Below are 18,567 nucleotides of genomic sequence, written 5' to 3' on the forward strand. Positions count from 1 at the left end.
CTCCGACGGAATTTGAAATGACAGAATACTGTTTCCATTGTATGCATCGTCAATCCTGTCGTCGACGGGTGATTTCAATCAAAAATGAAAAAATCACCTCAACTCCGATAGATTGTAAATAACGTGGTCTCTGTTTTCCAAAGGTTGTAAAATTCATCGGCATTCAGCGGTCTGACTGATTGCATCGTTTTTCAAAAAAGTAAAAAAACAAGTCAATCCTGTAAGATGCGGTCATACAAACGTGCCTCAGGAAGAGCAGGAATCTTAACCATTTCCGGAATGCTGACAAGGGGAATTCGAGGAGAAGAAACAGAACGGGATCAGCCGGTGGAAGTGGAGTTTTTTCCTACCTGGGATTCACACAAACTGTTCAAGACGGAATTCAGACTTTGCGGGCACCATTTCTCATCAGTAGCCAGCCAATGACTGCGATCGTAACCAGAACCAGTCCGTATTCCATTGGAGAAATATTATCCCATCTTTTATTCAGGTAATTGATATAAAAAGTGGAATATTCCCGACAGGTATCCAGAATCGAATTGACCATCACTCTCCCCTTCACTGCGTGGTATCAACAGGCAATCTTCTGATAACGAGATCAGAATTTTATTTTCATGCCGAATCCGTAAAGTTTCCATAAACGGCATAATTGATAGACCCATAATTTTATAAAGCTTGCTCTGGAAGCCTTTATAAATCATAGTTCGTAAATGGTAAGCGCGTGGCGAAAAGTTATTTTTTCCTCAAAATCGATAACAAACAACCCTCTGTATTCACTGTGATTACAGAGGGTTATTTTCATTCAATTTTCTGGAAAGCAGTCGATCAGAGATATTCGTTAATCACGTTTTCAATCCATTCCTGACGACCACTGAGATTCGGAGCCGAGTCTCCCTTCTCCAGCATGTAGGTTTCGAGATCAGCGAAGGAAACACCGCCAGCCTCAATCTGTTTGCCGATCCCTTCATTGTAGCTGGCATATCGCTTGGCAACGAAGTCGGACAGAACGCCATCTTTGCGAATCTGTGAAGCGATTTTCGCACCCCGGGCAAATGCATCCATCCCACCAATGTGAGCATAAAACAGATCGATCGGTTCGAAGCTTTCGCGTCTGACTTTGGCATCAAAATTGACACCGCCGGGAGCCAGGCCTCCCTGATCAAGAATGGCCAGCATGCATTGCGTCGTCAGATAAATGTCCGTCGGAAACTGATCCGTATCCCAACCGAGTAAGAGATCTCCCGTATTGGCATCGATACTTCCGAGCGCGCCCTGAATGGATGAATATACCAGTTCATGCATCATGGTATGGCCGGCCAGAGTAGCGTGGTTGGTTTCAATATTTAATTTCACATGATCCTGCAAATCGTAAGTCCGCAGGAAATTCAGACAGGCCGCGGCATCGAAATCATACTGATGCTTTGTAGGTTCTTTCGGTTTGGGTTCGAATAAGAACTGCCCCTTGAAACCGATCTTCTGAGCATGTTCTACCGCCATATGCATGAACCCTGCTAAATGGTCCAGTTCGCGTTTCATATCGGTATTGAACAGATTCATGTAACCTTCACGGCCACCCCAGAACACATAGTTTTCGCCCCCCAGACGATGCGTGACTTCCATCGCTTTTTTGACCTGAGCCGCTGCGTAGGCAAAGACATCAGCATTCGGACTGGTGGCAGCACCATGCATGAACCGGGGATGCGAAAACAAATTCGCTGTTCCCCACAGAAGCTTAATTCCCGTTCGTTCCTGTGCTTCGAGCAACTTGTCGGCAATGCGGTCGAAAATATCGTTCGATTCTTTTAAGGTCTCGCCGTCTGGTGACACATCTTTATCATGAAAACAATAGTAAGGAGCCTGGAGCTTTTCGAAAAACTCAAACGCGACATCAACGCGTTTCAGAGCATTTTCAACAGAATTAGAGCCATCATCCCAGGGACGCTGGAGTGTCGCTCCGCCAAACGGGTCACTACCCGTACCACGAAACGTATGCCAGTAGCAGATACTGAACCGAAAGAGATCTCGCATTGATTTCCCTTCGAGTTGTTCATCCGGATTGTACTGTTTGAATGCAAGTGGATTTTTGCTCTGAGGGCCTTCGTATTCAATTTTGGGGACGTCTGCAAAGTATTCCATGGTGCTTACCTGTAAAGTGGTTAAAACGTTTTAAGACAATCACTTCAAACAAAGATTCTAATCAGAATTGTTTGCCGAGTGTAGGCTCGGGAAGTTATTGAACAAACATTACAAATGGATTTTCAAAGTGATCTTGCCTCAAAATTCTCAATCTGGGAAACTTTGCGGCTGTTTGAGAAAACCCAGCCAACCCCTTTCATCTGCCCCGTCGAATAAAACAACGGAGTAAACACTCTGAACTCGCCTGTCCTGGCATTGATTTACTGCAAAGCAGTCTGAGTGACGGCAACCGGTAATGAATCGTAACCTTATCAATTTCATCATGTTATGTATGCTATGCACTGGCTGTGCATCAGGTGGGTTTCAAGCTGCGCCTTCTGCTCTCTCAAATCCGGTTCAAATATCAGGCACAAATCAAGATATGGTCTGGGAGCGGGTTGTTGATACGATTCACAACTATAAATTCGCCATTGCACGTGAAAATAAGCTGGATGGTCGGATTGAGACTGACTACAAAGTCGGGGCAAATCTCCTGGAACCCTGGCACGGCGATTCTGTTGGTTTTGACAATCGACTGGAAAGCAGCCTGCAGTCAATTCGTCGCCGCGTTTTTGTGAGCGTCACTCCAGTCGAAGGAGGTTACCTGCTGGGAGTTGAAGCGTTTAAGGAAATCGAGGACGTGCCTACCCAAACCTCAAGTGCCCCCGGGGGAGCGACTTTTCTACAGGACCTGAGCTTAAGACGCGATTTGAATCTGGTCAAACAGCGCAGTGACACTCCTGGCTGGATTCCTCTCGGACGAGACCCAGCACTGGAACAGGACATCCTGGACAGCCTGCAGGTTGCCTTTGCAAATTAAGTGAGACCTCCTGCGAGAGACTCTGCCGCCTCTCACAGAAGCCACTTTTTGCTTATCAGGACGCGATTTCTACTTACAGAGAATCAATTTGCCGTTTTGGGTGATTCTCAAGCGATAAATCGTCTCTCCATGCTGGATCAACACCTCATGATTGCCTTTTAGAATTGTATCTGAGCAGATCACTTCTGCCGGTGCTTCTTCTTTGGGGGCGGACGCCGGAGCCAGGCGTTCTGCATCAATATGTTCGCTCATAATTTCTTGGATACCAGATAGACAGAGAGTTCGAAAATGCAATTCAATACGCCCCAGGCAGACTTCAAGACCACCAATTGAAATGCGCTGTACAAAAGCTCGCACCACAAACAGAAACAATGCGAGAGTGTCATTCCAAAGCTTATTTCTCACATCAAAAATTGTGAAAAACAGGCCCCACTTGCTTGCATGTGCTAAAACCTGCCGCTAATATAATGATCCTGAGACTCAGTGTCAACAAAGACTGATTATCAAGTCTCACACTATTTCATGATTTATCGGCAAGACGGCTTATCCACCCAGACACCAACGGTGTTTGTTTGCACGTTGCAGAAGTTGAAGAGCACGTTGCCACGATCTTTTTTTAGAAGAAAGAAAAGAAATGGGGCAACATTTTCAACACAGCCGGAGTCCCGGCAAACGGAAACATGGTTTTACTCTGATCGAGCTGCTGGTGGTCATCGCGATTATCGCGATTCTGATCGCTCTGCTGCTGCCTGCCGTACAACAGGCACGGGAAGCAGCGCGTCGCAGTCAATGTAAAAACAATCTGAAGCAGATCGGTTTAGCATTACACAACTACTTGAGTGCCCACTCGGCATTCCCTCCCGCTTTTTGCGTCGGCCCTGATGGAGCTGGTGATTTCACCCCGGGCGGTCAGTGGTCGATCCATGCCCGCATCCTCCCCTTCGCCGATGGGGCCAACCTCTACAACAATATTGATTTCACTAAAACCTACGAAAATCAGACCGACCCCTCGATTGCTTACACACGTACTCCCTTCTTTATGTGCCCCAGTGAAGTGAATGACCGAATTCGCACCACATCTGCCGGTGCTCCGGAACACTATCCAATCAACTATGGTTACAATGGAGGGACCTGGCGCGTCTTTACCAACTCCAGCCTGAGCGGCGGTGATGGGGCATTTTACTCCAACAGCAAAACCAAGCCACGTGATTTTACCGACGGCATGAGTAATACACTTGGCTTCGCAGAAGTCAAAGCCTTTACCGCGTATAACCGGGATGGAGATGGAGGGACTTCCTCAATCCCCAGCGTAGCCAGTGGTGTTGAGGCACTAATGAGTGGTTCAGACAAAGGTAACAGCGGACATACCGAATGGGTCGATGGCCGCGTACACCAGACTGGGTTCACAACAACCCTTCCCCCCAATACCAAAGTGGCCGTCACAGGCGCCAGCGGCGCAATCGATGCGGGCGACCTTACTTCCTGCCGGGAAGCCAAGACTGGATGCACTGGCCCCACTTATGCTGCCGTTACTGCTCGCAGCTATCACATCGGTATCGTACATGCCCTCCTCATGGACGGTGCAGTACGCTCCCTCAGTGAAAATATTGACTTGGGAACTTACCGTGCTCTGAGCACCCGTAGTGGCGGCGAAGTCATCGGTGAATTCTAAACCAGAGCAACCATAAAGCGGTTGTCTCTATCTGAATCAAGCCCTCTGGATTTTCCCGGAGGGCTTTTTTTACGATTTCTGCTGATCCTCAACTGTTTTTTTTCCCGACCGCAACAGTGTCATAATTTCACTCATCCCCAACAAACGAGCCAACAGCAGATAGATCACCACTGCAGAAATCACGGGAATAAGGACACGTATCAGGCGATAGAAAAATTGATCGGCGGACGAAATCACCTGCAACTCCACGATAATAATCACTGACATGACAATCGTCGCCAGACTTGCCCGCAGAAATGTGCGCACAATCTTTGAAAGATCAAGTGATCCCACTTTTTCTCTGATCAGCCAGAGGCTCAGAATTGCTTGAACCATTGCCGCCAGCGAAGTCGCCAGCGCGAGCCCTTTCCCTTTCAACCACCAGATGAAAACCAGGTTTAACAGCAGATTACAAACGACAATCAGAGCCCCAATCCTGACAGGGGTTCGTGTATCACCAACGGCATAAAACCCACGATTTAAAATCAACACCGCCATAAAGGCAAATACCCCAATGCCATAAAAGCGGATCATCTCTGCAGTCTGCAAGGCGTCAAACACATCAAAATCACCATACTGAAACAAGAGTGACGACAACGGTTCTGCCATTAAAAACAGCCCCATACTGGCAGGCAAACCGACCCCCAACACCAGTCGTAGCCCCAAGAGTAAATCCTGGCGTAATAAATCGTCGTCTTTTCTTTCTGCATGGCGCGAAAGCCGAGGATAAAGCACCGTCCCCAACGCTACACCAAACACCCCCAGCGGAAACTGATACATTCTTTGACCGAAATACAGCGCCGAAGCCGTTCCCGATTCAAAGATCTGCCAGAAAGGAAGACCTGCTTCCGCACCGGTAGCGTAAACCCCTTCCGGCTTCGCCAACCCCCAGGCCAGTAGACTGTCGATCAATGTATTGAGTTGAGTGATCGACAAGCCAACCACAATGGGAGCCATACTGACCGCAATGATTTTGACCTGGCTGAATCCATTCCACCATTCCATATGAGGACGAAACCCCAGGCGAAATAATTTCAACAAGGGGAGCAGGAATTGCACAACGCCGCCTGCCAGGAGCGAAAGACAAATCACAGTGATTTTTGTCTGTGGATCTGGAAAGAATGGAGCGATCAGCCAGATCCCCATCATCCAGAACAGATTCAAAATGGTGGGCAGCAGCGCGGGAATCGAAAAATGATTGAGTGCATGCAAAGTGGCATTGATCTGCGCAGCCATACAAATCAGGATCAGATAAGGGAGCAGGAGTCCCGATAACCAATACAAAAGCTGTGCTTCCGAACCAGGTTCTGCCAGACTTCCCAGCATGATCAGCAGTGTCTCGCCGGCAGTGACTACCAGAACGGAAAAGACCATCAACCAGAACAAGACTGCTGTCACCAGTCTCCAAGAAGCCTCGCGTCCGTTTTGTTCCAGCTCCCGGATATAAGTCGGGAGGAACGCAGTCGAGAGTGCCCCTTCTCCCAATAGACGCCGCATCAGATTCGGCAGCTTGAATGCAACAGAAAAGGAATCCATGATCGGTCCGTTGCCGAACAACGTCGCCATGCCGATATCCCGGACCATCCCCAACACACGACTCAACAGCGTCAACAGGCTGACTACCCGAAGCCCCGAAAAGAGTCCGCGCGTATCGCCATCGGCAGCCACCTGATTTTGTTCTTCCTGTGAAAGCGAAGGTGGTGCGGAATCATCCATTATTCACAAATTGAATCAGGTCAAAACTGGTTCAAGACGCGCCGAGTTGATATCGATCAATTCAAGAATATCAATCACACGCTCAAGTGGTAGACTCCACTCTCTGGCCCAGATAATGATATCCAGATTCTCCATTCGCAACCAAAAGATTCGATCGAGAATCCGGTCTGCTAATAGATCATTCTCAAGATTAAGCGACTTCAAAAACCCAAAACGGGTCTCGCTGAACTCCTGCCAGCATCGATCACCCAACAGGTGCTCAATCTTTTTGCCGATGCAGAAGTAGTACCAATGATTTGCATACCAGTCAGAGATAGCATGATTGCCCAGATCAGAGCCATTCTTCTGACTTTCGATCCACTTATGACGGTCAGCTTCCAGAGGTGCTTCCTCATAGATGCTGGCGACATTACTTGGATCTAAGAGTTCCGACGACATGCTTCACCTCAATGTGCGTCTGAGATCCCATTAGAAGCACGAAACTTAGTCAATCACTGCAAGGTTCAAACAGTGCCAATCAGTTTCGTAAAAACCTTATTAACGCTGAGTTATACTCTCGCTCGATATTCAAGGCAAGATTCATTTCATGGAGAAATAAAGAATTTTGAAAGGATGTTTATGAAGATCCGTCCACGCTATAAGTTTTTGTATCAGAACCTTTACAGTGAACTTACGATTTCCCGCTAAGTAAAAACAGGAGCCGCTCTAATTCTAACCGCGGTGCCAGACGACTGTTGCCTTTCAGATTTAGATCGGTTTCCAGCAACCAGTGACTGATCTTTTCCGCCCGCTGACGACTCAACCGCCGCAGATAACGGTCTGAGGAATCGACATCCCGCGGAAAGACCCCTGCGTCTTTTAAGGCTTGCTTTAAAGGGATTCCCTGCACTGCCAACTGCGTCGCTTTGAAATATTTTCGCCAGACAAAAGTCAATCCGCCCAATATTTTCTGAGGCGCTTCCCCCGCCACCAGTAAATTATCGAGGTACTTGAGTGCATCGCCAATATGACCATCGCGAACTGCGCCGGTCATCGCCCAGGTTGTTTCTGCCTTCCATCCACCGACCACAGCGCGGATATCATCAGGAGAAATGCGTGGCTGCTCTCCGACAAACGTCGACAACTTTTCTAATTCTTGATGTATTTGTCCACAATGGGTTCCCACCATCTCGACCAGCAACAAAGCAGCCTCGCGCGAAATCTGCTTCTGATGCAATTGTCCAGCAGTATCGGAAATCCATTTCGCTAACTGCCCTCCCTTGAGCTCTTTACATTCGAGATCCAGACCAATTTTTGTAACCAGTTTTGCCAGACGAGTCGCCTTGCTCCATGATTTGACATCCAGGATTAAGACCGAACTTTTCGACGGTGCTTCCAGATATTTTTCCAGTTTGCCACGAAATGCGGACACAAATTTTTCCGCCTCGTCAACAATGACCAGACGCTTATCTCCCCACATGGAAACAGTTTTCAGTTCATCAAACAAAGCTGACGGGGGAAGCTCCCTTTCGAGCCGTTTTCCATCAAATCGCGTGATACTGGTATCTTCATCGTCCCCCAGCACCAAGGGTTCGATGACCTTGATCGCCTCCTGTTTCATATAGCGATCATCACCCTGCAGCACCACAATCGGCCCAAACTCGTTCTTGGCAGGATTCAGCAGAAATTCGGTGACATGCAGACTCATAGAGAACTCTTATTGACCAAAAACATCAGGATAACGTAAATTGAGCTGCGAAACAGTGCTCTAAACCGAAGTCACCTCGAGTGACGCTTATCAGATATTACACTCAATATTGCAGTAATTTCGAGTGATGCTGCACGCTGATCCTGCAAATAGAACAAACAAATCCATTGGGAGCTGAATACCATTTCACTGAAATCCGAATCTCATACCGGAAATAGACCGGAATCCGAGACGCAGATTCTACCTCAGGCAGCGATCCCTCCCAAACCGCGACTGCCCGTGTTGCTGCAGACAGCAGAAGTCTTTTTCCAATGCCCGGGGGAAGATTATCCGATTTCAAAAGCCATTCATCTCTCCCGGCTGGCGGCATTCTATCCGAAGTGCCGTACGTGCCCTCACAATACAGAAACGGGAAATCTGTCACCGGAAACAGTGAAACGACTGCAACAGACACAGAAGCAACGAGTCGCACCACAGAACCTGTTTACCGCGGAAGGAGTTCGTGGCGTTTATCTGAACGAGATCAATCGGACTCAGGCTGCCCACATCGCGGGTGCTTTTTCCAACGTGCTCTGGGAAGAACTGCCTCTCAAAGGATTGGCCCCTCAACTGCCAGCAGCCTCCTCACTGAAAACTGTATCTCGTTCGCTTGTGCACCCTGGGCCGGAAAAAAGCCGAGGCCCTTCTGTCGTCATCGGTTTTGACGAACGCCCTTCCTCCCCCGATATCATCACGGGAGTCGCCAATGCACTACGCAGAAATGGCTGTCGGGTGATTGACCTGGGACTGACAGTACCAGCAATCTTGTCATACGCGACCACTCACTTACAGGCACAAGGGGCCATCATGGTCACCGGCTCCCAGTGTGGCCCCTCGTATACCGGGCTCGAATTTCTGCTCGAAAATTCACAACCGGTTTCCGTCGGTCATAGTTTGGAAAAGATTCAGGAGATCTCTACCACAGGATTCGGAAGAGCCTCTCGGCAGCCTGGCTCACAAAGAACATTTCACCCCATGGAATCCTATCGGGCACAATTCCATAAACACTTCCATGCACTGAGACCGCTAAAAATTGCCGTTGCCTGTTCATTGAGGCTGGTCAGAGACACACTCAACGCCCTCTTTGAAAAACTCCCCTGCCAGCTCACCTGGGTCCAGATTCCCCATCAAAAACGGGATCTGCTCAACTCACAGGACTCCGATGTCCTCAAAATGCAGGAGTCACTCCAGTCACGCGAGTACGATTTGGGAATGCTCATCGACGACGACAGCCGCCGCTGTGCGTTTTTTGACGAAGCAGGCACTCTCTTGCCGCAACATCTGATTTCACAGTTTCTGATGAATGCCCTCGCCGTTGAATATGCCAGTAAAGAATTTCTCCTCGAAGAAGAGTGTCTTGCACAATTGCCAGACCTCCCGCCTGGCTGGAATGTCCACCCGCACACAGGCACGCTGGCAGGTGGCTATTTTCAAATGCAGACAAAACAGGCCGTTTACGCTGGAGGGCAATCAGGATATCATTGGTTTCGGGAGACGGTTCCCACCTGTGATGCGATTTTGACTCTGGCTCATGTTCTGGCTGCATTGAGTTTCAGTGATGCGCCCTTCAGTGAAGTTCTCTCTTAAACTAGAGAGACATCGACACAGCCAGCGGACCCACGCTTGTGTTAAATCAGGAATTGCCCAGCTCTGCCTACTTTCATGTCCCGTTCTGCCAGCATCGCTGCGGGTACTGTGACTTCACGCTCGTTGCACAAAAAGATCACCTCATCGAAGAGTATCTGGCGGCGATGGAACAGCAACTATCTGATGTCGGCGAAGGTATCGAATTAAAAACGCTGTTTCTGGGTGGCGGCACTCCGACACACCTCAGCATTGATCAGCTACAACGACTATTTAATGCCATCTTTTCCCACTTCCAACTTGCGGCAGATTATGAATTCAGCATCGAAGCCAATCCGCTGAATCTGACTGAGGAAAAGATTGATTTTCTGAAACAGATCGGAGTGAACCGCGTCAGTCTCGGCGTGCAATCATTCGATTCCGACATTCTTACGTTTCTGGAACGCGATCATCAGCCAGACCAAATATTCGAAATTGTCCAAGCACTGCAGTCCCGGATTGAAAATACGAGTCTCGACCTCATCTTTGCTGTTCCCGGTCAGAGTCTGCAAAACTGGAAAACTTCGCTTGCCGACGCGATCCAGCTGAAGATCCCTCATATCTCAACCTATGGATTGACCATCGAAAAAGGAACCACGTTCTGGAGCCGACAGAAAGCAGGCCTCTTTGATCTCCCTGAAGAAGAGCTGGCGGGAGATATGTATGAATTCGCGCTGGACTTTCTGGATGCCGAGGGCTTGAAGCATTATGAAATTTCCAACTTCGCCCGTCCTGGATATGAATGTCGGCACAATGAAGTCTACTGGACCGGATATCCGTATTTCGGCTTTGGTCCTGGTGCAGCCAGTTATCTGAATGGAATTCGCAGACAGAATCACCGTAGCGTTGTTACCTGGTTAAAACGGATTACTGCTGGAGAATCTCCGATTGCAGATCAGGAACAGTTATCACCTGAAGACAGTGCGCGAGAGGCCATCATTTTCGGGTTACGACGCCGTGTGGGAATCGATGTCTCTGAGTTCGCGGCACGTTATCATTTTGATCTTTATGATCTCTCGCACGCTGCCATACAAAAGCATGTCAAAGCCGGTTTTCTCGAAGAAACCGCGACGCATCTTCGTCTGACACAAGCTGGCTGCCTGCTGGCTGACTCCGTTGTGATTGATTTTCTTTAAATCGAACACTTAAGGTGTGCGTGGATATTCCTGCGTCACCTGCACCTGATATTTTCCCGGAAACGAAGTCCAGCCGTTATCCAATTTACGCCCCAGAATTTCAAACTGTAAGGTTCCTCTGGGAACGAGAAAATAGAGCCCCCCCTCAAAGTCATCATGCACACAGGGATAAATCTTATGATTCACCCGGGCTTCCATGTGATACCCTAAGCCTCCCATCAGGGAATTCAGCCCCACCTTGTTCCGGTAGGTAAGGAGATCGGGCATCACTTCCCCGGATTCAAGGAACTGGTACCATTCTGTGTAAAACTGCTTGAGATATGTTTCGAACTCACTGATGCGGGGTTGATCCAACTGCACACCGTTCTGACTGATGTAATCCATTAACGCAGGATCTCCTGTCAGATCAACGCGAACCAGTTCGGTATCTTTTCCCGCTTTCAACCGAATAAACAAACCACCCTGTTCCGATCCGTAGAAGACCATATCCATCAAATCGCTTTGCACTCGCCGCGAAGTTTCTTTTAAACTTTGATTGACAGCCTGGACCACATCCTCGGACACCCCTAATGAGGCTGCCTTCAATTGCTGTTCCAGCTTGGCACTCTCGGGGTTGAATCGGGCGGCGACCAGATTCCCTTCAAGATTCGGGCCATAAGCCCAGTAGAAATATCCAGCAACTCCCAACATTAGACCGAAGAACAATAGAAACAATATCACCCCACCAGCATTCGACTTTCGACGTTTGCGTAGATATTGCGAAGTCATACTGCTCATCGGTCTTGACTCCGCAGACACCTGAGGCGCATCGGGACCGTGATCCTCTGTTTGCCCGTCTACATCAGATGATGCCACCGGTTCTGATTGAGGTATCGGTGCAACATTCTCAGTGGAAGGTGTCTGCTGAATTTCCGCTTTAATCGGATTCGGAATCAGTAGCTTCGTCCCACACCGCGGACAGTCTCCTTGTTTACCAGCTGTGGAATCCGGGACTTTCAATGTCGATGTGCAATAGGGACAATTAAATTGGATTGTCATGTTTCAACTCAAATTAATAGATTTTTATATTTATGGATTGAACCGGGAGGAGAGTTCATGTTCCAGAAATCGAGCGAGGCAGCTTCAGGAGGGAACTTAAGTACAACTTTCTTGAATTATAGGGATTTGAGAATCAAAAACCAGACTGTTTTATCTGTTTCAGAACTCTCAGCAGCAATGAAGCGGCAGCCCGCACTCAAGTTATTTCAAAGACTCAAGATATGCCAGCAAATGGGCCGCTTGCTCGGCAGTCAGATCGCGGAATAACTGTTCCGGCATAATCGATTTTTTCTGCACCACCACACTCTCAATCTCGTTCTGTGGAATTTGCAGCAATTCATTTTTACTGTCTCTTAAGGTGATGCCGGTATCATCTTTCTTGACTAACAAGCCGGTATGCACCTTGCCGGATCGCAACTCCACAACGTGGGTGTAATATTTTTCATCAATCTTTTTTGAGGGCTGAACAATATTTTCCAGCAGCTCTGAACGCGCAAGTTTTTTCCCGATCTGAGTCAGATCGGGCCCCAGCTCTTTTCCATACTGATGCACGCGATGACAATTTCGACACTGCAGTCCTGCCATTTCAAAAAATAGTTTTTTTCCTTCACGCGCATCCCCCTGAACCGATAACAGCGTCTCTTGATCGATCTTGACCCCCAGTCGTTTGACTCGCTGATCCTCCGGTAAAAACCGTTCAAATAAATCGCTGATGAGCGGGCTCTGGTCTTGTGTCGCCAATTGAATGATCTGATTTTTCATCTGCTCAGACAGCGGCTTGCGATCAAGGGCATCCAGTAACAGCATCGCACCGCTGGTGGTCCCCAGAATTTCCTGCAGCTTTTGGCTGACAAAGTCCTGATCTTCAATCTGAACGGAATCGCCCAATAGATTTCGCTGGTGGTTCCGTAATCGAAGCACCGTAAAATTGCTGTTATCCGAACTCGTCGGTAGACTTTCTATCCATTCCCGAATCAGTTGTGTCCCCTGCACATCAACCAGAGACGAACCGGAGTACGGCATCCGCCCTTTACCAAGTTTGCTCATCCGATAGAGCAGCACCGAACGAAACGGATCGCGGGGGGAAATGACTTCGGCTTCTGCCATCCCAAACGTTCCCTGCGTTGGCTTCACACCAACCGCTTTCATTCCGGCCAGATCAAACGAGGCACCAAGCTCGATCGTCGCTCCCCCACCACCATTACTCCGATGACAGTGTCGGCAGTTCGCATGTAAATAGGACCGAGCCCGCAGATTCAGGGAAGCCGCTGCATTGTGCGGATCAACTAGCGTCTGGGTTTTCGATTCTTTGGCTTCGTTCCAGACAGACTCAGGCAGTACTTTGATATGCGCCAGAGTCCGAAGTTGATTATCAATCAGATTTCCATACTTCTGATTCCGATTCAACTGTGCCTGTTCAAATGACAGAATAGAAAGGTGGTTCTGAAAAGGCGTATGACACACAGCACATTCCGCCCGACTGGGAATATGCCAGTCATAACTGACTTTCTCCTTTGGATTGACTTGAGAGCTGACTTCGAGTTTGAGATTATCGCCTTCTCGGGAAACCAGCTCCGCATCAGTCTGCTCTTCGTTCCAGCGATAAGAGTAGCCCAGCCAGCGGGCACCGTTGAAATGTAGCAGTTGTGTTTCGAGTCGCCGCGATGATTCAGGATTCCCACGTTCGGTCTCCAGTGAAATTGTTTTCATCAGGACACTCTCTTTGGGATAGTTCCATAACTGTTTTCCCGCGACGTTAATACTCGTACCATCAGGCAAAGCAACAAACCGTTCCGCGGTCGCATTATCCGCCCAGGCGGACGCATTGATGGAATATGGAATCACTCCCGGCGCAATCTGATGTGTGGCGGTTGACTCGAACAGGCCCGTCTGACTTAACAAAGTCGGAAATTCCGGATTGTGATCCGATTCTTTAATCGGAATGAGGCGATGAAAGGCCCCGCCTTCGATATCTACAATATAAACTTCTCCCGCATCATCCAAAGCAAACGCGGTCACTTTGAGTGTCGAGTTTGCCAGCTCCTGATGCCAGTTGACCCGTTTGTCTGCATAGCGCAATCCCCAGAGTTTCCCCGTTGAATAATCACCATAAATGTAGGTGTCTTTCAGCTCTTTCAAACGGGGACTCTGATAAAAATAGCCCCCCGTAATCGAACGCGCTTCACGATGAGAATGCTCAACCGTTGGTGGTAGAATTGGCGTCGGCCCCGGCTTCAATTCTGGTTTCACCGGTTGCCGCCCTTCACGAATACTCCACCCATAATTCCCCCCCTTCTCCACGCGGAATACGAGTTCCCACAATTCCCAACCCACATCGCCCACCCACAAATCGCCGTTCTCGGGATGAAAGCACATTTTCCAGGGATTGCGAAAACCAAACGCCCAGATCTCAGGACGCGCCCCCCGTAGATTCAGAAAGGGGTTATCCGAGGGAATCGAATAAGGTTGCTCTTTACCAGGACGATCCACGTCAATCCGCAAAACACAGGATAAGAGATTACTCACATCCTGACCGGCATTATGAATATCAGGAGGCGAAGCTGGCCCACCGTCGCCGGTCGAAATATAGAGATAACCATCGGGACCAAATCGCAGGCAACCCCCATTATGACCGCCGGACAACCATTCAATTAGAATCTCTTCTGAATCAGGATCACAGCGGGGCGGATTCGTATCCAGAACTTTAAATCGGGAAACACGCGTGCCTAGAGGCAAGCCGGGCTTTAACACATAACAGATATAAACAAAACGCTGCTTCTCAAACTGAGGATGAAATGTGATGCCGTATATTTCATTCAGATCCTTGACCCGCTCTTTGAGATCGAAGAACAGATCTGCCTGCGAGACTCCTTGATCTTCGAAGGGAAAAGAAAAGATCTTTCCTTTTCGCTCGGCGACAAAAAAACGTTTCTGTCCGGGAGCAGTAGCAATCGCCAGCGGCTGATTGAATTTTAGATTCGGAAACGCCCGCTCGGTTTCATAGGGTAAAGAAGGATCAGGCGTCCCTTTAATCTTCGAAGTCGTCCACGGAACCCGTTTTTCAATACCAAAAGAAGTGTCGGCTGGTTCCTGTGCCGGCAAACGAGCCACATGCAGCATCAGTAAAGCACACATGAGAGGAAACACAAACCATGATCGAAAACGCTGTGATTGATCGGCGGTGATCATGTGGAATTTTCCTCTCAGGGGATAAAACAAGCTCATTCCGAAGTGCTCTGCTCATAACTCAAATCAATCAGGACAGGCAATCCTACTATTCAAACCTGTCTATGGATTGATTGCAATCTCGAAACGAGGATACCAGGCAGCGAAACGGGAACTTACAGCAGGATGCTGGTTATCGCATGTTAACCGGATCAACGTCGATTATGTATTCGATCCCTTTTTCGCGCGGCAGCTTGCCGTCGACCTCGCGCCAGAGTTGCAGGATCTCCTCCACATTGACAGCTGCCAATTGGAAATGATAGCGGAAATATTTCTTGAGCCGAATAATCGGAGCTGGCGCCGGTCCCAGAATTTGTATCTTCAAATTTTTCTCAGCCGCCGCATCACTCAATATTTTTGCGATCTGTCGAGCAAACTCCTGCACATGCTCTTCCTGTGGGCCGCGTAAAATCACCCGGGCATAATGCGAATAAGGAGGGGCCAGCATCTCTTTACGATGTCCCATTTCGAGTTTGGCAAATCCCAGAAAATCATGCTCTGAAGCCTTGAGAATCGCCGGCTCAGAGGGCGAAGCCGTTTGCACAAATACGCGTCCTCCCTGCATGCCACGACCTGTGCGTCCAGCAACCTGCGCAATTAACTGGAACGTTCTTTCCGAAGCGAATAAATCGGGCTGATGCAACATCGTATCAGCGTCAACCACGCCCACTAATGTGACATTCGGAAAGTCCAACCCTTTCGCAATCATCTGCGTTCCCAGCAGGATATCCACTTCACCGGCTGCAAATGCATTCAAGACGCGCGCATGGCTGCCGACACCCCGCATGGTATCGCTGTCCATTCGCTGACAGGAGTAATCGGAAAACTTGGCTTTCACCTCTTCTTCCAGCCGTTGCGTCCCGGCTCCCACAAACCGCAGTCCCGGTGCACCACAACCCGGGCATTGCTTGGGAGGTTGGGCCGAAAAATCACAACTATGACAAACCGCGAGATTTTTATCCCGATGCCAGGTCAAAGAAATTTCACAATGCGGGCACTTGACCGAGTTGCCACATCCCTTACACCAGAGTGCAGGAGAGTAACCCCGGAGATTCAAAAACAGGATCACCTGCCCGCCGGCTTCCAGCGCATGCTGCATTCCTGTATACAACACGCGTCCGATCGATTCGTTTCGCCGGATCTGCACATCATTGCGAACATCAATAATATTCACATTCGGCATCGGCAAATTATTGACGCGTTTCGCCATCGAAATCAGAGTATCTTTTTTCTCGATGACTCGCAGCCAGGAATTTAACGTCGGCGTAGCAGACCCCAGAATCAAAGGTACGCTCTCCAGCTCCGATCGTTTGCGAGCGACCTCCCGGGCATGGTAGCGGGGTGCTGTCTCCTGCTTGAATGAAGTTTCGTGTTCTTCATCAATGACGATTAATCCCAGATGCGGCGCCGGTGCAAACACCGCGCTCCGCGCACCGACAATCACCTGTACTTTGCCGGCGGCGATATTCTGCCAGTGATAATGCCGATCGCTGTCACTCAAATGGCTGTGTAACACCGCCACGGAATCAAAGCGGGAACGAAATCGCTGAATTGCCTGAGGCGTCAAGCTGATTTCCGGCACAAGTACAATCGCCTGTTGACCATAACTGACGACTTCACGAATCGCCTGAATATAGACTTCTGTTTTGCCACTCCCCGTCACGCCATGCAGTACGAACGTTTCGCTCCGCTGCCCCCGGATCGCAGCCAGAATTTGATCTAGCGCCCGAGACTGATCTGTATTGAGCTCTAAATCATCCTCTTTTTTGATGTGAGCGTGTACGACATCGTCATCATTTTCGAAATGTTGCATCCGTTTTTGATGACTGCGGATCAGCGTTTTCTTTTTGAGTGAGTGAACCGGCCCCGATCCGCAATTCGCGGCCTGTGTCAATTCCTCTAAAGTCAGCGGCTTCTCAGCGGACTTCAGCACGTCATACACAGCCCGCTGTTTGGCGGGCAGCTTTTCAATCAACTCGGCCGACAGATCTTCGTTTTGTTGTTGGGACTCAGCCAACTCAAACAACGTCACCATCCGGGTGCCTGCCTGATTCTTCACCCCGGCAGGAACCACCGTTTCCAGTACCTGCCCCCAACTGCATAAATAACGATCTGCAATCCAGCGTGTTAGCTTCAGCATTTTGGCATCGAATAAGGGGCGACTGTCCAGAATGGCTTCGATCGTCTTTAAACGAATGCTGGGCTGATTTTCATCGGCAGGCCCTACACCCACGCAAAATCCCGGTATCAACTGATTCCCGCGACCAAAGGGAACCTGAACCCGATGCCCCGCGCGGAGCAGAGCGCGCATACTTTCGGGAACCAGGTAGTGAAACACTCGATCCACGGGCCGATTCAACACAATTTGCGCCAGATAGAGATCCTGCGCGGACTCCCGTTCCCAAGGCATGGGATTTTCCGGAAGTTCCTCTTCTTCAAATAGGCTCTGTTGCTTCGGTTTACTCATATCATCTGCAGGATATACTAGGGGAAATGGATATCTCGCTTTGTAACTCTTTGGAGTGACGAACTCAACAATCAAACTCGACTATCGAGAATTCGATAAAAAAGATTCATGCAGCCCTGACTGTTTTTCTGTTTGACGAAGAAACACAGGGCCTTGATAGAAATGATTTACTGATGCGTATTGGAATTTTTGGCGGTACATTTGACCCTGTGCATAATGCGCATCTCCTGCTCGCCGAACAATGCCGCGAGCAATCGAACCTGGATGAAGTCTGGTTTATCCCGGCGGGAAGCCCGCCACACAAGGAGAGCACCGGAATTACTTCCGGGAAACCAAGACGCGAGATGCTCGATTTTGGGATCGCAGGGCATCCGGCGTTTGTGATCAAAGATCTCGAACTCCACCGCGAAGGCCCCAGCTATACTGTGGAAACACTGCGCCAACTCAAAGAAACGCACCCGGACGATGAATTCTTTCTCATCGTCGGTGCAGACTCCGTTCGCGACCTGCATACCTGGCGCGAACCCGCAGCCATTCTGGAACTGGCGACCTTGACTGGCGTCAATCGCCCCAACATTAGTCTACCAGATCTTACCGAGCTCGCTCAAAAGTTCGGCGAAGAAGTCATCGCAAAAATACTATGGGTCACGATGCCCGGAATCGACATTTCCTCGACTGATATTCGAAAACGGATTCGCGAAAAAAAAAGTGTCCGGTATATGACACCGCGTGCTGTGGAAGTTTATATCCACAATAACAGGCTGTATTTAGAGTAAGATTTCTCTAAATTAAGCTTTCAACGTCTCTTAAGACCACCCAACATCTCATAAAATCAGTGCAGACTACTGGAAATTTCCATCCATTTCGATCAGAATTAGACTGTAGACACACGCTTCGTTTAATTCGAACGACGCCGACTGTACTTCTTTG

14 protein-coding genes are annotated in these 18,567 nt (G+C 49.0%); 5 read left to right on the plus strand and 9 right to left on the minus strand.

From position 1 onward, the window contains the following. Positions 1-382: 382 nt before the first annotated feature. Both AAC022_RS01195 and xylA read right to left on the minus strand, forming a co-directional pair. Complete coding sequence (locus AAC022_RS01195; protein ID WP_339727188.1) at positions 383-547, minus strand: hypothetical protein; 165 nt, start codon at positions 545-547, stop codon at positions 383-385. A 278-nt stretch (positions 548-825) separates the two neighbouring features. After that, positions 826-2,136, minus strand: a complete 1,311-nt coding sequence (gene xylA, locus AAC022_RS01200) for a xylose isomerase (protein ID WP_339727190.1) — start codon at positions 2,134-2,136, stop codon at positions 826-828. Between the two features lie 295 nt (positions 2,137-2,431). On the opposite strand from xylA, the gene AAC022_RS01205 reads away from it, so the two are divergent. Continuing rightward, complete coding sequence (locus AAC022_RS01205) at positions 2,432-2,995, plus strand: hypothetical protein (protein WP_339727193.1); 564 nt, start codon at positions 2,432-2,434, stop codon at positions 2,993-2,995. A gap of 69 nt (positions 2,996-3,064) precedes the next feature. Here the strand turns inward: AAC022_RS01205 and AAC022_RS01210 are convergent, their stop codons facing one another. Continuing rightward, complete coding sequence (locus tag AAC022_RS01210; RefSeq protein ID WP_339727195.1) at positions 3,065-3,247, minus strand: hemin uptake protein HemP; 183 nt, start codon at positions 3,245-3,247, stop codon at positions 3,065-3,067. A gap of 382 nt (positions 3,248-3,629) precedes the next feature. Here AAC022_RS01210 and AAC022_RS01215 point away from each other — a divergent pair, with 382 nt between their 5' ends. After that, positions 3,630-4,667 carry a DUF1559 domain-containing protein gene (locus tag AAC022_RS01215; protein ID WP_339727198.1) on the plus strand — a complete coding sequence of 346 codons (1,038 nt, stop codon included), beginning with the start codon at positions 3,630-3,632 and terminating at the stop codon, positions 4,665-4,667. Between the two features lie 69 nt (positions 4,668-4,736). Here AAC022_RS01215 and murJ read toward each other — a convergent pair whose 3' ends face one another. The 3 genes from murJ to holA all read right to left on the minus strand — a co-directional run bounded on the left by murJ (position 4,737) and on the right by holA (position 8,109). Further along, the gene (gene murJ, locus AAC022_RS01220) at positions 4,737-6,422 is read right to left on the minus strand and encodes a murein biosynthesis integral membrane protein MurJ (protein ID WP_339727201.1); all 1,686 of its coding nucleotides are present in this window, start codon (positions 6,420-6,422) and stop codon (positions 4,737-4,739) included. Between the two features lie 15 nt (positions 6,423-6,437). Beyond that, positions 6,438-6,860, minus strand: coding sequence for a hypothetical protein (locus AAC022_RS01225; RefSeq protein WP_339727204.1), 423 nt, complete (start codon positions 6,858-6,860; stop codon positions 6,438-6,440). 232 nt (positions 6,861-7,092) lie between these two features. Further along, a complete protein-coding gene (holA, locus tag AAC022_RS01230; RefSeq protein WP_339727205.1) occupies positions 7,093-8,109 on the minus strand; it encodes a DNA polymerase III subunit delta in 1,017 nt (338 codons plus the stop codon). Between the two features lie 279 nt (positions 8,110-8,388). On the opposite strand from holA, the gene AAC022_RS01235 reads away from it, so the two are divergent. Continuing rightward, positions 8,389-9,735, plus strand: coding sequence for a hypothetical protein (locus AAC022_RS01235; protein WP_339727207.1), 1,347 nt, complete (start codon positions 8,389-8,391; stop codon positions 9,733-9,735). Between the two features lie 38 nt (positions 9,736-9,773). Then, on the plus strand, positions 9,774-10,907 hold the full coding sequence (hemW, locus tag AAC022_RS01240) for a radical SAM family heme chaperone HemW (RefSeq protein ID WP_339727210.1): 1,134 nt from the start codon (positions 9,774-9,776) through the stop codon (positions 10,905-10,907). Between the two features lie 9 nt (positions 10,908-10,916). On the opposite strand, the gene AAC022_RS01245 is transcribed toward hemW, so the two are convergent. The 3 genes from AAC022_RS01245 to priA all read right to left on the minus strand — a co-directional run bounded on the left by AAC022_RS01245 (position 10,917) and on the right by priA (position 17,637). Beyond that, positions 10,917-11,945, minus strand: coding sequence for a hypothetical protein (locus AAC022_RS01245; RefSeq protein ID WP_339727212.1), 1,029 nt, complete (start codon positions 11,943-11,945; stop codon positions 10,917-10,919). A 201-nt stretch (positions 11,946-12,146) separates the two neighbouring features. After that, entirely contained in the window at positions 12,147-15,134 is a 2,988-nt protein-coding gene (locus AAC022_RS01250) for a PQQ-dependent sugar dehydrogenase (RefSeq protein WP_339727214.1), read from the minus strand. A 169-nt stretch (positions 15,135-15,303) separates the two neighbouring features. Next, complete coding sequence (gene priA / locus AAC022_RS01255; protein ID WP_339727215.1) at positions 15,304-17,637, minus strand: primosomal protein N'; 2,334 nt, start codon at positions 17,635-17,637, stop codon at positions 15,304-15,306. A 173-nt stretch (positions 17,638-17,810) separates the two neighbouring features. Between priA and nadD the strand changes: the two genes are divergently transcribed. Continuing rightward, complete coding sequence (gene nadD / locus AAC022_RS01260) at positions 17,811-18,413, plus strand: nicotinate-nucleotide adenylyltransferase (protein WP_339727216.1); 603 nt, start codon at positions 17,811-17,813, stop codon at positions 18,411-18,413. Positions 18,414-18,567 lie beyond the last annotated feature (154 nt).

Source organism: uncultured Gimesia sp. (assembly GCF_963976445.1).
Taxonomy (GTDB): domain Bacteria; phylum Planctomycetota; class Planctomycetia; order Planctomycetales; family Planctomycetaceae; genus Gimesia.